This is a genomic window from Ancylomarina sp. 16SWW S1-10-2, assembly GCF_009669305.1.
Lineage (GTDB): Bacteria > Bacteroidota > Bacteroidia > Bacteroidales > Marinifilaceae > Ancylomarina.
On the sequence record NZ_SADB01000001.1, the window covers coordinates 393,990 to 410,517 of the forward strand.

The 16,528-nt window shown below is 34.6% G+C and carries 14 protein-coding genes, 1 tRNA gene and 1 CRISPR repeat array; of the genes, 8 read left to right on the top strand and 7 right to left on the bottom strand.

The window, feature by feature from the left end:
- Positions 1-9 precede the first annotated feature (9 nt).
- From cas1 to EMN46_RS01720, 5 genes are all read left to right on the top strand, one after another.
- Positions 10-936 (top strand): type II CRISPR-associated endonuclease Cas1, encoded by a 927-nt coding sequence (gene cas1 / locus EMN46_RS01700; RefSeq protein WP_154198934.1) that lies wholly within the window; start codon positions 10-12, stop codon positions 934-936.
- Positions 905-1,243 (top strand): CRISPR-associated endonuclease Cas2, encoded by a 339-nt coding sequence (cas2, locus tag EMN46_RS01705; RefSeq protein WP_154198935.1) that lies wholly within the window; start codon positions 905-907, stop codon positions 1,241-1,243. Before cas1 ends, cas2 begins: the two co-directional genes overlap by 32 nt.
- 168 nt (positions 1,244-1,411) lie before the next feature.
- Positions 1,412-2,828: direct repeats of the CRISPR family, unit length 31 nt; unit sequence CTTGTGATTCTACACATCAAAGATACATTCT.
- A 1,695-nt stretch (positions 2,829-4,523) separates the two neighbouring features.
- Positions 4,524-4,799, top strand: coding sequence for a hypothetical protein (locus EMN46_RS01710; protein ID WP_154198936.1), 276 nt, complete (start codon positions 4,524-4,526; stop codon positions 4,797-4,799).
- 790 nt (positions 4,800-5,589) lie between these two features.
- On the top strand, positions 5,590-5,775 hold the full coding sequence (locus EMN46_RS01715) for a hypothetical protein (RefSeq protein ID WP_154198937.1): 186 nt from the start codon (positions 5,590-5,592) through the stop codon (positions 5,773-5,775).
- A gap of 49 nt (positions 5,776-5,824) precedes the next feature.
- On the top strand, positions 5,825-6,661 hold the full coding sequence (locus EMN46_RS01720) for a hypothetical protein (RefSeq protein ID WP_154198938.1): 837 nt from the start codon (positions 5,825-5,827) through the stop codon (positions 6,659-6,661).
- Between the two features lie 704 nt (positions 6,662-7,365).
- Here EMN46_RS01720 and EMN46_RS01725 read toward each other — a convergent pair.
- The gene (locus EMN46_RS01725) at positions 7,366-7,950 is read right to left on the bottom strand and encodes a recombinase family protein (RefSeq protein WP_154198939.1); all 585 of its coding nucleotides are present in this window, start codon (positions 7,948-7,950) and stop codon (positions 7,366-7,368) included.
- A 353-nt stretch (positions 7,951-8,303) separates the two neighbouring features.
- Between EMN46_RS01725 and EMN46_RS01730 the strand changes: the two genes are divergently transcribed.
- Positions 8,304-9,044, top strand: coding sequence for a DNA/RNA non-specific endonuclease (locus tag EMN46_RS01730; RefSeq protein WP_154198940.1), 741 nt, complete (start codon positions 8,304-8,306; stop codon positions 9,042-9,044).
- Positions 9,045-9,208: 164 nt separating this feature from the next.
- On the opposite strand, the gene EMN46_RS01735 is transcribed toward EMN46_RS01730, so the two are convergent.
- Entirely contained in the window at positions 9,209-10,078 is an 870-nt protein-coding gene (locus tag EMN46_RS01735; RefSeq protein WP_154198941.1) for a YifB family Mg chelatase-like AAA ATPase, read from the bottom strand.
- A gap of 254 nt (positions 10,079-10,332) precedes the next feature.
- Between EMN46_RS01735 and EMN46_RS01740 the strand changes: the two genes are divergently transcribed.
- Positions 10,333-11,127, top strand: coding sequence for a thymidylate synthase (locus tag EMN46_RS01740; protein WP_154198942.1), 795 nt, complete (start codon positions 10,333-10,335; stop codon positions 11,125-11,127).
- Between the two features lie 45 nt (positions 11,128-11,172).
- Complete coding sequence (locus EMN46_RS01745) at positions 11,173-11,658, top strand: dihydrofolate reductase (protein ID WP_154198943.1); 486 nt, start codon at positions 11,173-11,175, stop codon at positions 11,656-11,658.
- Between the two features lie 70 nt (positions 11,659-11,728).
- Here EMN46_RS01745 and clpX read toward each other — a convergent pair whose 3' ends face one another.
- The 5 genes from clpX to lptB form a co-directional block, all read right to left on the bottom strand.
- Positions 11,729-12,943, bottom strand: a complete 1,215-nt coding sequence (gene clpX / locus EMN46_RS01750; RefSeq protein ID WP_154198944.1) for an ATP-dependent Clp protease ATP-binding subunit ClpX — start codon at positions 12,941-12,943, stop codon at positions 11,729-11,731.
- Between the two features lie 177 nt (positions 12,944-13,120).
- Positions 13,121-13,801, bottom strand: coding sequence for an ATP-dependent Clp endopeptidase proteolytic subunit ClpP (gene clpP / locus EMN46_RS01755; RefSeq protein WP_154198945.1), 681 nt, complete (start codon positions 13,799-13,801; stop codon positions 13,121-13,123).
- A gap of 202 nt (positions 13,802-14,003) precedes the next feature.
- Complete coding sequence (gene tig / locus EMN46_RS01760; RefSeq protein WP_154198946.1) at positions 14,004-15,353, bottom strand: trigger factor; 1,350 nt, start codon at positions 15,351-15,353, stop codon at positions 14,004-14,006.
- A 103-nt stretch (positions 15,354-15,456) separates the two neighbouring features.
- Positions 15,457-15,538, bottom strand: a tRNA-Leu gene (locus EMN46_RS01765).
- A 210-nt stretch (positions 15,539-15,748) separates the two neighbouring features.
- Positions 15,749-16,480, bottom strand: a complete 732-nt coding sequence (gene lptB / locus EMN46_RS01770) for an LPS export ABC transporter ATP-binding protein (RefSeq protein ID WP_154198947.1) — start codon at positions 16,478-16,480, stop codon at positions 15,749-15,751.
- Positions 16,481-16,528: the final 48 nt, after the last annotated feature.

Genomic DNA, 16,528 nt, shown 5'->3' on the forward strand with positions numbered 1-16,528 from the left:
ACTAATATCATGATTAAACGCACACTGTATTTTGGTAATCCAGCCTATTTGCGCAGGCAAGATGGGCAACTAAAGGTTTTTAAGCCAAAGGAGAAAACAGAACAGGCTAGCCTTCCTATTGAGGATATTGGGGTAATGGTTTTAGATCATCCTCAGGTAACCTTGAGTCAGGCACTTTTGTCTTATTTGATATCGAGCAATGTGGCCTTAATATCATGTGATGAAAAGCATCACCCTGTTGGTTTGTTTTTACCTTTGGATGGTAACTCGGTACAGTCGGAGCGTTTTAAGGTACAGTTAGAAGCTAGCGAACCCTTAAAAAAGCAACTATGGGCGCAAACAGTTGCCTCTAAAATTGAGAATCAAGCTCGACTTTTGGAACGATTTGATATGGATGCTAAACGCTTGCATGTGTTGGTTCCTCAAATAAAATCGGGCGATAGTGAGAATGTGGAAGCTCGTGGGGCTAAGATTTATTGGGGAACCTTGTTCGAGAATCATGATTTTGTGCGTGAACGATTTGGCGATGTGCCCAATCCGCAGCTTAACTATGCTTATGCCATAATGCGAGCTTGTGTGGCTCGTGCTTTGGTCAGTTCAGGCATGTTGCCAACTTTAGGTATTTTTCATCGAAACAAGTACAATGCTTATTGTCTTGCCGATGATATTATGGAACCCTATCGCCCATATTGCGACCAGGTAGTGATGCAAATGTTTTATGATGGTGAGCTTGAGGATGAAAAATTAACGAAGGAACAAAAAGCTAAAATTTTATCCATATTAACGACCGATGTGATATTTGCAGGTAAAAAGAGTCCTCTAATGGTGGGTATTAGCCGAACCACAAGTTCGCTTTACGAATGCTTTGCAGGCGAAAGACGTAAAATAATTTATCCCGAGTTTTATGACACAGTATGCACTCAGTCAATATCGTAATATGTGGGTTCTGGTCTTTTTCGATTTACCCACCGAAACCAAGAAAGAACGGAAGGAAGCTTCGCGATTTCGGAAAGAGCTGATGAAAGATGGTTTTACCATGTTTCAGTTCTCTATATACATGCGTACTTGCCCAAGTAGAGAAAATGCCGAGGTGCATACCAAACGCGTAAAATATTTATTACCCGAACATGGACATGTGGGGATACTTAAAATAACCGATAAGCAGTTTGCCATGATGGAACTTTTCTACAGTCAGGAAATTGCTGATAAACCCGCTGTGGTTCAACAATTGCAACTATTTTAATTATCCATTTCATTACGAGGAGATTCGACGAAGCAATCTGTCTAAATAACATGGTGAGTAGAATAAATAAAACGAATATAAAAAGAAAACCGAAGCCTTTGAGCTTCGGTTTTTTTATTTCTGATGCTTCGTACAAGTTATTGACTAATAGAGTGTAATAACCGACACCTTGTGATTCTACACATCAAAGATACATTCTGTAAGCAAATCACAACCATCTGATACGTTAGTAGATACTACTGCACCTTGTGATTCTACACATCAAAGATACATTCTGTAAGCAAATCACAACGGGGTAAGGGGGACTTGTGTTCAGACCAACCTTGTGATTCTACACATCAAAGATACATTCTGTAAGCAAATCACAACTATGAAGATGTATCAGTAATTAGGTTAAAACTTGTGATTCTACACATCAAAGATACATTCTGTAAGCAAATCACAACGAAGCAATGGCATTTCCTAACTGTTAGGATCTTGTGATTCTACACATCAAAGATACATTCTGTAAGCAAATCACAACTCTTATCTGGATAAGTAAATACAAACCTCCCTTGTGATTCTACACATCAAAGATACATTCTGTAAGCAAATCACAACGAACGGCTGCGGCAATAGCACAAACGGCAACTTGTGATTCTACACATCAAAGATACATTCTGTAAGCAAATCACAACAAGATCAACAAGCTTTGCAAGGTCCTCAGCCTTGTGATTCTACACATCAAAGATACATTCTGTAAGCAAATCACAACGTCGGGGTCTTATGATACAATAGCAGGTAACTTGTGATTCTACACATCAAAGATACATTCTGTAAGCAAATCACAACTAGTGCCGAGGTCATCGCTAGCTTATCGAACTTGTGATTCTACACATCAAAGATACATTCTGTAAGCAAATCACAACTTGCTCTTGTAGGAATGTAATTAATAGTTCCTTGTGATTCTACACATCAAAGATACATTCTGTAAGCAAATCACAACTCCTGTACAATGGTAACTCGTTGTATTCCTCTTGTGATTCTACACATCAAAGATACATTCTGTAAGCAAATCACAACATCTTCCATTCCTAAAGCTACTGCCTTATCCTTGTGATTCTACACATCAAAGATACATTCTGTAAGCAAATCACAACGTAGTTGGTGCAACATTTAAAGGCTCATAACTTGTGATTCTACACATCAAAGATACATTCTGTAAGCAAATCACAACACTATGACAATATCAATATCAAAACAGCCTCTTGTGATTCTACACATCAAAGATACATTCTGTAAGCAAATCACAACTTAACGGATCAGTATTCATTAACAATTCACCTTGTGATTCTACACATCAAAGATACATTCTGTAAGCAAATCACAACTGCTGGCGCGAACGGTGACAAAATAAATGTCTTGTGATTCTACACATCAAAGATACATTCTGTAAGCAAATCACAACATCAACTAATGCTCCAGTAGCTTGAAAAAACTTGTGATTCTACACATCAAAGATACATTCTGTAAGCAAATCACAACGTGTACTGTCATGATTAGCTAAATAGTCTGCTTGTGATTCTACACATCAAAGATACATTCTTATAGTTAATAAAGAAGGCGATCTCGCAATCATTAGCCTGAAAGGGAATAAACCAGAGGTCAATCTATATTTATCAATTAGAAACAACGTTAAGAGAGGTCGTTGATACAGGCCTAAGGGCAATATGTTGATTGGTTAATGATAAGTGGTATTAAGCTAAAAAGAAGATTTTGAATCCCATTATGTCATGTTTATCTAAGCATCTCTAAGCTGATGTTAACACCTCTATAGTTTTACTGTCAGGCTTCATAAGCAAAGGTTGATTGAATGCTGTTCAAATTATCCTTTATCATTGCTACGATCAATAACCTGCTTGTAAATGGCACTAATGATAGAGCTGTGCTGCCCAGGGCATCTTTCAACGAAAAGCATCATCAGGGCATCTTTGGACTATTCCCTGCCCCTGTAAAAATCACTCGCATCGTCTCAATTATTAATGAGGTGAATGGGAATATTGTGGCTAAAGGTGAGAAAAAGTGTGATTACTAAGTATTAATTATCAACATCAAATTCTATAATATCAACTTTGAGTGAATATTACTTTAGGAAAAACAGCCTTGAGCTAGGAAGGTGTGAAAATTGAAAGAAGCGTAGGTACGAAGCTGATTTCGATTGAAACGAAGGGAACGTAGTGCGAGCCGCCTGCGAGTGGAGTAGCGGTTGGTGTAAATAACGGTTTGAAGAATGAAGACCATTTACATCTACTGTTTACAGCAAGGTTATGGCAATGTTTTTGAATAGGATTGGATAGTGTGTAAGGTCAAAAACTATGACAAAACCGTAGACCGCTGCGACTAGCAGGCGAGCCTAATATGGGTAGCGGTTGGACTTGTAAGTACTGACTGAAGGTACGAAAGGAAGTTTTTACAAGAACAAAAAGAGCTGCCGTGAGAAAGATGGAGGAACACAAAAAACATGACAAGCTGAAGCGAAGCGGAACCTTTTGGTATTACTACTCTTTATTTAATCCTCTAAAATAAAGCAAATAAAGTGTAGTGATAGATTGGCGTGAGTTTTGTTGACAACTGATGACGAACACCTATTTTCCTTTTGAACACCATCCTCTCACAAAGACAAACTCATTAATCTATTTGCAACTTGAATTCAGGAAAGAATTGTTGTGTGTTTTAGTAACAAACAATATGTTGTTATTAGTATTATTGATTGTATATCTAACTAATATTTGATAATGTTGTGTCGTGTGATAGAATTATCGTAACATTTCAACAGCTAATAATCTGATCAAAATCGCAGTTACATTATCAATTGAGGAGTTATTAATATGCCTTGTGTAAACTAGGTATTAATAGGCCTCGTGAGCAACATGCTTGTGCACAGAACACATATAATTTTTATCGTTATATATGACTCGAGACTATAGGTCTCTAGACCCTGTTTTATAATATTTCTGGTTATACTGTTACGTATGTATATTGATAGAGAGGGGTTTGACGTATAATATTTTTTGTGATAGAAATTTATTTTAAAAATCGATATTGTATTATGTGAGAAAAAAAAAGGGGTGGGTATTTTCCTTTAGGTTTGGATACTGTTTTAGTAATATAGTCTGCTCGTGCGTATAATATGAATCATTTTTTTTCCTAATAGATTTAATTGAAAATAAACAAAACGATTACAAGTTCTAGTTTTAGGAATTGAGATATTTTCGGTATATTATATTAAAACAATATAACTATGAGTAATAATAGTAATGACAAGGGAAAGACTCCTGATCATATTGATATTCAATATAAAGATATCAATCTTTATAGACAAAAAGATGAATCTTATACTGCATACTGGCAATGTCATGATTCTATAAAAACATATTGGCAATCAAAATATGTGTATTCTGATTGTGAAATGAGAGAAAAGATTGTGGATGATTTATGTGCTAGGTATAAACAATCTAGAAATGATGTTTTAGAAATGATCTGCATATCTTTAGCAGAATATATCTTAATTTGCTAATGCTTTTTATGGTATTCTCTCCCGAAGACTAAGATAATATTACGCACCATTCGCTTCACTAGGAGGTAGATATTTAAGATGTATATAGGTTCCAAGCAAAGTAAAAATAATATAAGTTTGATGGTGGTAATGAAACAATTTAAAGAAATTGAATTTTAGTAGGACGTAAAACTTTCGGCAATTATATCGTAAAAATACCTCTAGTAATATGATTTGTAATTGATAAATCTATAGTTTGTTACGGTCAAGATGATACAATAGATCGTTTCCCGAAAGATTGTACCTATAATTGTTAATAATTACGATACTAGAGTGTCTTGTCAATTACTTACGCTTGAAGAATGGATTAAGGTCTTTAATGTTCTGAAAGAGGCAATTTATTATAAAAATCGATGTTGCATTATGTGACGAGGGAAAAAGGGTAAGGGTGTTTTCTCTCAAGATTTGGAACTTTGTATAGTAATATACCCTGCTCGTGCTTGTAACACACAAAAAAAAACAATAATTCAAGAAATACTGGTTTTCATAGTTTTCCCATATCAAGATTGGAATGCCCTCAAATATTAGGCTTTCCAATTAATTTCACCTTAGATTTTAATTATAGGAAATAGTTTCTTTACTTTGTAATCTGCGACATAGAAGTTTTCTCGTTGCACTCTTTGCGCATTCCAGCGCACGAATTTTCAAATATATCTATAAAGAGGGTTAACCCTCACTAATTGAATTTAAAGCAAAGGAACATAGGGTAATGACCTTGTGTTACTTCGTATTAACGTAATATTATTTGAAGATGAAGAATAAACATTATTACCTACTACCAGGTGGTAAAAGGGCTGAAAACATGAAACAGGCCAGAATATTCATGGAGATTGGAAAACATGCATTCAGAAATGCGGTTAAATGTGGCGAAGTTATTAAGGTATTGTTTAACCCTCAAACGCTTCAGAGTGATGAACAATCAAACAACGTACAATAGGTCCACAAATGATGGTAAGGAGAATCTCTATTCCAAAATTGATAATAGGATGATACATGACGAACGACTCTCACTAAATCAAATTGGATTGATGACATTTATACTTTCACAGAGTAATAAGTATGTTATTAACTCCACCTACATTCAAAAACAGACAAGTCTTGGTAAGGATAAATTTTTTAAAGAATGGAAGAAACTTCAGGAGTTGGGTTATATAAAACGTAAAGATATACGCGAGAAAGGTCAAGTAAAAGGTACTCATTGGATTGTTAACGAAAACCCCTTAAATATGGGGCGTTTGCCTAAATCCGAAAAACAGGAATCTGGTAACTCTGAATCTGATAACCCTGACAGTAATAATAATCAAGAAAATAATAATCAATTATATAAGAAAACAGTAACAGGTGAGCATGCATCAACTGCGTTGTCACCGAGTATAAAGAAAGAGATTAACACAATGTTTGATGAAGCAAAAGAAGTTTATGACCATATCTGTAGTGTTGCTGCTAACTACGGGTGCAAGACATATGGTTGGGACATGACGGATGAGGACAAATTGCTTATTTTAGGAGCACTCAGTAAATATGATAAGTACAAGAATAGGACCTCAGTAAGAATGTTAAATGATAAGATAGATGAGCTTGCTTCACAAGCTGGTAGTGATGTTAACTATATGGGGACTCGTTTTTTCTGCAAAAAAATTGCAGGTAATGAAATTAAAAATAATCAATTTCTAATTAATAAAGCAAAGGAGAGGATTCGTAAGAGGAGTTTAGAATCGCCAGGAAGTCTAGTTAACTGGAATCCTAGTGATAAGATCCCCGTAGGTTCAGTCTCACCATCACAACTTCCCCCATTACCTTATCCTCTTCAAAAACATTCATGAAATGCTTTTGAAAATACTACAATATTAACAATGAATTGTATTAGTGAATTAAGGGAGTATTTAAAGTTTACACAATTTACTTTTAATGAAGCAAAAAGCCCAATCTTTAAGGTTGGGCTTAAAAAGTAATTGTCTCGTCCTGATATGAACATTTCGTATCAAGCAAATTAGAAAAAAAGGTTAATTCTATTCGTCTCTATCAAAACGTTCAACGATTCCTAAAATATTTTTCAATAAAATATTCGACCTCCAATGCGATGGGTACTCAAATAACCTTTTCGTCACATCGAGTCTAAAGATTATTTTTACATTAAAGTAGACCATTGTTTCTTGGGGACATACAAATTGTGTAATCGACATACCATTTGTGTAATTACGCATACAGTTTGTGCAATCCACACCTCTCAACAAGCTATTCTACAGCCACATATCCTCCATGAGAGTATCTAAGAAGATGTAGAAAGAGAACTATTACGTATTATTAACTATTCCTTTTTAAAAATAGAGGTAATCTAAAAACAGTTTAGACATTTCACTTATCTTACTATGTATCAAATATCTTTACGAATATTAGTATACACATAAATCATATTTAGTCATTACACAAATAGTATGCCTTACCCTTAATTCATAATTACGTGGTATAAGTTTTGGAATATGCTTAACTAACATCGTCTTCCCAAAATCCTTTTAAATAACTCTTTCTATAATAGTTTCTTAACTTTCACAACGGTTGTTTTGCTCACTCCTAGCGTATCGGCTGATTTCTTCAATGACATTCCAGATTCAAGGCAGTTGACGATATTCTTGTGCTTAGTCAAGAATTTATCGGTGCTTTCTTTTGTCCCCTCTTTGCGACCTATATATACTCCTCTTTCCTTTGCTAACTGAATTCCTTCGGCAGTTTTTTCCTTAATCTCCTCTCGTTGCTGTTCTGCTATCTGAGAATACATTGCCGCCATCATTTTAAAAGTGAAACTCTCTTTACCATTATCAAATAGATGCATATTACCCATTGATGTAATTGTTAACTGGCATTTATATTCCTTAAATACTTTGATTATATCCTGAATATCATCTGCATCACGCCCTAAACGATCAATTCTATTCACATAAACATGTTTCACCTTACCAGTAATGATATCACCCATCAAACGGCTTCCTTGTGGTCGTTCTGCAAATGGTGTAGTTCCTTGGATCTTATCGATATACTGTTGTCCAATTGCTTTATTCACCTGAGAAATGACGTTCTGCTTAGCTGTAGATACTCTAATATATGTTGCTTCCATAGTTCATTCACGGTATTGATTGCAGTCACAATATAGGTACAATATTAGACTCTATAATATTGTACTCATGAAATCCTTGAATTTGTAGCTAATATATAATCATTAAAGGTTCATGATATAGGTATAGTCTAATTATATACCACACGGTTTAATTAATTCCAAAAATGGAACTTTAAGGTGTACTCTATAATTTTAGATAAGTACAAACGATAGAATCACAAGAAATAAGAGTATTAAGAAGTCTGAACTATGCTGTATAGCTAAATAATTATCTTAAAAATTATACAATCGTAGGACACTTTAAAAATAGTATACTTAATTTTGATTCTTAACACCATAAAGATCACTGTTCCATGAAAAACCTGTTTCTATTAGTCCTATCACTTCTGTTTATTAATCTTGGTTATTCTCAAGACAATTTATACTTGCCGATAGCAAATGGTGAGGTAATAAGTCATTCAAACTACACATTCTCTTATATAGAAACTTATGAACAAGCAGAATGGGTCGCATATGAATTGACAACAGAAGAAACGGTAAAACTTGTGAGAAGGTCAAATAGATTTAAATCAGATCCATATGTATTAACTGGTTCAGCAACATTGAAAGACTATAAAAGTTCTGGATATGACAGAGGACATTTAGCCCCTGCCGCTGATATGGGATTTTCCTCTATTGCTATGAATGAAAGTTTCTATATGTCCAATATGTCACCACAAGCGCCATCATTTAACAGGGGTGCCTGGAAGAAGTTAGAAAGCCTTGTAAGATCATACGCAAAACAGTATGGGAAAATATATGTGGTTACTGGTCCTATTTTAACGAAAGGTCTTCCTACAATTGGTAATAATCATGTAGCAATACCACAATACTATTACAAGATCATACTAATAGGTGAAGGAGATAACCAACAAATGATCGCATTCTTATTGAGGAATGAAAAAAGTTCAGATTCACTATCTAAGTTTGTCGTCAATACTGATTGCATAGAAACACTTACAGGAATTGACTTTTTCCCACAGTTACCAGACGATTTAGAAGAGAAACTAGAATCTGGAATAGATAAGTCTAATTGGTATTTCAAAGTTAACTAAGCACCTTTAAAACAACATACAATCTCCTCTAACTCTACAGCAATACAATGTAAAGAGATTCTTAAATCAACAAGAGTAAAATGTAGAAACAAAAAGCAGTAATAATTCTTAGTATGTTGGGAACATTAATAATAACCTCTCACCTATATATGTTCTATACTAAATCAAACCACCACATTATATCCGATAATTTCATCAGAAATTGTGTGATGGGGATTTCTAAAGGGTCTCTTGGTCATTAAACCACTAGCTTTTTCGAGAGTTCCAGCAACTGAATGAATCTTTGTTGTTTCGAGAGCTTCTTGCAAAGTTAATGGAGGTAAAATACCTGGTATTCGTTTTGCTAGCATCGTTTTTCCAGAACCTGGAGGACCTATCATGATTATATTATGCCCACCTGCGGCTGCAATTTCAAGTGCTCTTTTCACATTCTCTTGCCCTTTTACATCGGCAAAATCATATTCAAAATGATTCAAGTGAGAATAAAATTCGGCTCTTGTATCCACCTCGGTAATTACCAACTCGGCATCTCCATTAAAAAAATCAATTAATTCCTTAATATTTTCAATCCCATATACTTTTAAATTATTGACAACAGCAGCTTCTTTTGCATTCTCTTTGGGTAAAATTAAACCCTCAAAACCTTCTTCTCTCGCCTTAATTGCCATTGGCAACACACCTTTTATGGGTACTAAACTCCCATCGAGCGAAAGCTCGCCCATAATCACATAGTTTTGTAAATCAGGACATTTAATTTGTTCGGTAGCCGTTAAAATTCCAACTGCCAATGGTAAATCATACGCCGATCCTTCCTTTCGAATATCAGCAGGAGCCATATTGATGATGATCTTTTTGCCAGGAATTTTGTATCCAACTTCTCGCAATGCAGAATCAATCCTTTGCTGACTTTCCTTAACTGCATTATCTGGCAATCCAACCAAGCTGAAACGAACTCCATTAAAGACATTAACCTCGATAGTAATTGTTGTTGCATGTATGCCATACACAGCACTTCCGTATGTTTTGATAAGCATTAGCCTTATTTTTAGTGTATTAAACTTTACAACTGCATACTAAAGTTATGCGATTTATGTTGAATTTAATAAGTAATTTACGAAAAATTCACCTTCTTTAAAAAAACTAATTGTGTACTCCAGTTAATTTTCAAGGAGTTTTCAACAAGCATGTTAACAAGTTCTACCCCGAAATACTTCTATTTGTGAATCATTATTTGATTGAAAAGTGTATCTTCAAGCTAATTTTATCTTAAAATTAATTTGAACTATATATGCGCCAATATCTCGAATTACTAAAAAAAGTAAGCCAAGAAGGCATGCAAAAAGGAGACCGCACCGGAACTGGGACTATCAGTATTTTTGGACATCAAATGCGATTCGACTTATCAGAAGGATTTCCTGCTCTAACAACTAAAAAATTGCACTTAAAGTCCATTATTCATGAACTTTTATGGTTTTTGAATGGTGATACCAATGTAAAGTATCTTCAAGATAATGGCGTGAGAATTTGGAATGAATGGGCCGACGAAAAGGGCGACTTAGGTCACGTTTACGGTTACCAATGGCGTTCATGGCCTAAGGCTAATGGAGAACATATTGATCAGATATCTAAATTAATAAATGATATTAAAACCAATCCTAACTCTCGTCGCTTAATCGTGAGTGCTTGGAATGTAGCCGATATTGAAAATATGGCTTTACCTCCTTGTCATGCTTTATTCCAATTTTATGTGGCCAATGGCAAATTATCTTGCCAGCTATACCAACGAAGTGCCGATATCTTTTTAGGTGTTCCTTTTAATATTGCCTCATACGCTTTACTTACAATGATGATTGCTCAAGTTTGTGATCTAGAACCAGGTGATTTTATTCACACATTGGGCGATGCACATATCTACAACAATCATATTGAACAAGTTGAATTACAATTGACTCGTGAGCTTAAAAAACTTCCTCAAATGAAAATTAATCCTGAGGTAAAAAGCATTTTTGATTTTAAATATGAAGATTTCAGCCTAGAAAATTACGACGCTGCTCCTAATATTAAAGGTGCTATATCAGTTTAAGAAAACACGACTCAAGCCATATATATTCACTAAAATATATTTATCATGCCTATATCAATTATCGTAGCCGCTTCTCAGAACAATGTTATTGGAAAAGACAATCAACTGATTTGGCGTTTATCTGACGACCTAAAAAGATTCAAGGCTCTAACAACAGGTCACCATATTATTATGGGCCGTAAAACATTCGATTCAATTGGGAAACCATTACCTAATCGCACGTCTATCATTATAACCCGTCAAGCGGATTATAAAGCAGAAGGTTGCATAGTTGTTAACTCATTGGATGAAGCACTTGAAAAAGTACCCGCAGACCAAGAATCATTTATCGTTGGTGGTGGCACAATCTATAAAGAAGTTATGGATAAAGCTGATAAGCTATATCTAACACTTGTTCACAATAAATTTGATGGCGATACATTCTTCCCTAAAATTGATGACAAAATATGGAAAAGTGTAAAACGCGAAGACCATATGCCAAATGAAAAGAATAAATATGCTTATTCTTTTATCGACTATGTGAGAAAATAAGGTGAGAATACTCTAAAACAAAAAAGGCAGGTTAATAACCAGCCTTTTTTGTTTTGATATGAAATATGACTTAAGCTATTCTCAAATGCTTAATATTTGCTTTCTCTAGTTTACTTGCTGCATATTTAGCGTCAATCAATACTGATTTTTCACCAGATGTTGGCAATTCAAACATGGCATCCATCATTATAGCCTCACAAATTGAACGCAATCCACGTGCACCTAATTTGTATTCCAAAGCCTTATCAACGATATATTCTAAAGCAGTTTCTTCAAAAGTCAATTCGATATCATCAATACTAAACAATTTATTGTATTGCTTAATAATAGAGTTTTTAGGCTCTGTAAGAATACTTCTAAGAGCTGCTCTATCAAGAGGCTCTAAATATGTTAAGACTGGTAAACGACCAATAATCTCAGGGATTAAACCAAATGATTTTAAATCCTGTGGAGCTATATATTGCAAGAAGTTTTCTTGATCAACTTTCTCAGCAACTTTACTCGCATTAAAACCAACAACAGCAGTATTTAAACGCTGAGCGATTTTACGTTGAATTCCATCAAAAGCACCTCCACAAATGAAAAGTACATTCTTAGTATTTACTGGAATCATTTTTTGATCAGGATGCTTACGTCCGCCTTGTGGTGGTACGTTAATAATAGATCCTTCAAGTAATTTCAACAAACCTTGTTGAACTCCTTCACCAGAAACATCACGTGTTATTGATGGGTTATCACTCTTGCGAGCAATTTTATCAATTTCATCGATAAAGACAATTCCTTTTTCTGCAGCCTCAACATCGTAATCCGAAGCTTGCAATAATCTTGTAAGAATCGACTCAATATCTTCACCAACGTAACCTGCTTCCGTTAGTACTGTTGCATCAACAATAGTAAATGGTACATGTAACATTTTAGCAATTGTTTTTGCCAAAAGTGTCTTACCTGTTCCTGTTTCTCCAACTAAGATGATATTCGATTTTTCAATTTCAATCTCTTCTTCATCGTCTTCTTGAAGCAATCTTTTATAGTGGTTATAAACGGCAACCGAAAGGTATTTCTTAGCAGCATCTTGCCCAATTACATATTGATCCAAAAATGCTTTAATCTCCATTGGCTTCAACAAAGTAAGCTCATGAAGATCAAGATTTGAATTAATCTTAGATTCTTCTTGAACAATAGCATAAGCCTGTTCAATACAACTATCACAGATATGACCACTAATTCCTGCAATTAAAAGATTGGTATCTTTTTTATCTCGCCCACAAAATGAACACTTATCCATAATAAAATATAGTCTTTTGGTTTGCCGACGTCAGTTCATAACATCATTAAACCATTTGTTTTACAATTAAATCAGTCTTTGTATTTTCAAATACAAAACCTCTTATATTAAGAATGCAAAGTTAAGAATTTTCGACATAACTTTGCATTACTCAACTCTTTATAATTTTTTCAGCTTTTATTTTTTTGGTTCTCGAAGTAAAACCTCATCGATCATACCATATTCTTTGGCCTCTTGAGCAGTCATCCAATAATCACGATCAGAATTTTTCTCTACCGTTTTGTAAGGCATACCTGAGTGATCCGAAATAATAGTATAAAGTTCTTTCTTTAACTTCATAATCTCACGAGCTGTAATTTCAATATCAGAAGCCTGCCCTTGTGCACCACCCATTGGTTGGTGAATCATCACACGAGAGTGTTTTAATGCTGATCGCTTACCTTTTGCACCAGCTGTTAATAAAACAGCACCCATTGAAGCAGCCATACCTGTACAAATTGTAGCAATGTCACAATTAATGTATTGCATGGTATCGTAAATACCTAAACCGGCATAAACAGATCCGCCTGGGGTATTAAAATAAATTTGAATATCCTTTGAAGCGTCAGTTGACTCAAGAAATAAAAGTTGAGCCATAATAATATTAGCTACATAATCATCGATAGGTACACCTAAAAAGATGATTCTATCCATCATCAAACGAGAAAACACGTCCATAGAAGCAACGTTTAATTGACGTTCCTCAATAATTGTAGGAGAAATATATGCGTTACTAGCAGCTGCATATTTATCGAATGATAAACTACTTATTCCTCTATGCTGAGTTGCAAACTTCTTAAATTCGTCTTGTGGTATCATAGGATGAAAATATTTTATTTAAGAATTGGAAGGGTAAAGCCCACCAAAACAAAAGACTGTTATTTAATATTCTAGTTTAATATTTACGTTTAGCTAAAATAACTAAAATATTGCTGTTATTATCATCAGTAAACAAAATGCTGAAAAAAAAACAACCACGCCCTTTAGAACGTGGTTGCAAATGTATTTATTAAATAAATGTTTATTCAAACATTTTATTAAAATCTTCAGTAGAAACCTCTTTCTCTTCGATCTTGATTGTATTTTTAAGGTATTCAACAACTTTGTCGTCTAATTTACGATCCCAAATCTTTCTAGCTTCGTCCTTGTTTTCTAACATTTGCTTAGCATAGTTAGTCAAGTACTCTTCTGGAACGTCCATCATACCGTACTGTTGGAATTGCATTAAAGCTTGTTTTTTAGCAAATTCAACAACCTCTTCTTCGTTAACTTTAAGGTCATTTTCTTTTACTAACTTTTCTTTAATCAACTGCCATCTGATATCATCAGAATATTTATCAAAATCGCTTTCGATTTGCTCAGCAGTCATTTCTTTGTTTGTTGCAAGAATCCAACGTTTCAAAAATGCCTCAGGAAGTTTAATCTTAGCTTTCTTAACTAATTTTTCTTTTGCGTCGATAAGGAATTTATAATCGCTATCATTAACCAATTGAGCTTCAATATCAGCTTTAATTTGGTTTTTGAATTCGTCCTCGTTAGCAACTTTACCTTCACCAAAAACTTTATCGAATAACTCCTGATTCATTTCAGCAGGAATAAACTTAGAAATGTTAGTGATTGTATATTGGAAATCAGACTCTAAAGTTTCAGCCATTTCTTGAGCAATACCCAACATAGAAGCTAAATCTGATCTATTAGGGAATGCCTTAGCAGGATTGAAAGTGATTATCTGATTTACGTTAGCACCTACAAATTTAGCTTTAGACTCTTCGTCTTTCATATATTCCAATGAAATAGCTACATCTTCGTTTGCGATACCACCTTCTACGATGTTACCTTCAGCATCAAGTTGAGCAAAGTTTCCTTTAAGAATTTCTTTGTCTTCTACAACTTCAGCTTCTTCGTTAGAACCAAAACGACGAGCATGCATATCAACACCATTCTGAATCATTTTCTCATCAACTGCAATTTTAAAGAAGTTGATTTTATCTCTTTTGCTTAGGTTAAGAGTGTACTCAGGAGCAATAGCAAGGTCGAATACAAATTCGAACTCAGTATCTTTTTCCCAGTCAATACTCTTTTGTTCTGTATCACTTGGAAGAGGCTCTCCTAAAATTTGAATCTTATTTTCCTCTATGTACTTATATAGTTCTTGACCAAGAATTTTATTTACTTCGTCAGCTAAAACTGGAGTACCATACATTTTTTTGATTAAACCCATTGGTACTTTCCCTGGACGGAAACCATCAATACTTGCTTTTTTACGGTGTTCCTTAAGCACAGAGTCAACTTGACTCACATAATCTTCCTTTACTAACTGTAATTTAATTACAGTATTCAAATCATCTGTGTTGGTTCTTGTGATATTCATTTTTTAGCTATTAGAATGATAAGACCTTTAAAATTGCAAAAAACCGCCACAAGCATGATGTCTATAACATCTTCAGCAGGGCGGTTTAGGGTTATTTTCTATGTGCGGATGAAGGGACTCGAACCCCCACGCCTCTCGGCACTAGATCCTAAGTCTAGCGCGGCTACCAATTACGCCACATCCGCAGGTTAATTGCGGTGCAAATATAAACGTCTTTTTTTATTTGTGCAATAGTAAAATTGAAAAAAGATGATTTTTTTTTATCTTTTTTATTTTCACATTTTTTCAACTCAAAACAAAAGGGTATTCCCAATCAACAAACACGTTTTAAACACGTCAATTTCAACAACCTAAACAAAGCCTAAATTTATATTGAATTAATATAACAATGGAATTTATTTTGCGCGTCTCAACTCAAAATTCTTTCCTAAGTACACTCGACGCACATCTTCATCAGAAGCGAGCTCTTCGGCTGTTCCCGATTTAAGAATACTACCTTCAAATAATAGATACGCTCTTTCGGTAATCGAGAGCGTTTCTTGTACATTGTGGTCGGTAATCAAAATACCAATATTCTTATCTTTAAGTTTACGAACGATATCTTGAATATCTTCAACCGCAATAGGGTCTACCCCAGCAAATGGTTCATCTAAAAGAATAAACTTTGGTTTAATTGATAAAGCTCTTGCTATCTCAGTTCTTCTACGCTCACCACCCGAAAGCTGAATTCCCAAGCTCTTACGTATCTTCTGTAAGCTAAACTCATCCAACATTTCTTCTAAACGCTGCTTCTGATACTCCTTCGAAAAATCAGACATTTGAAGAACAGCCGTAATATTATCCTCAACACTAAGCTTACGAAACACAGATGCTTCTTGAGCCAAATAGCCTACTCCCATTTGTGCTCTTTTATACACAGGCTCTTTCGTTATTTCTCTATCATCAAGATAAATTCGTCCACCATTGGGCTGAATCAACCCAACAATCATATAAAACGATGTTGTTTTACCCGCTCCATTAGGGCCAAGCAATCCAACAATTTCACCTTGCTTAACTTCTACCGAAACGCCTTTAACAACTGTACGGCTTTTGTATTTCTTGACTAAATTTTCAGCTCTTAAAATCATAAAAATGCTTTAGGTTTTCTCCCTGAGTAGTGCAAATATATAAAACTG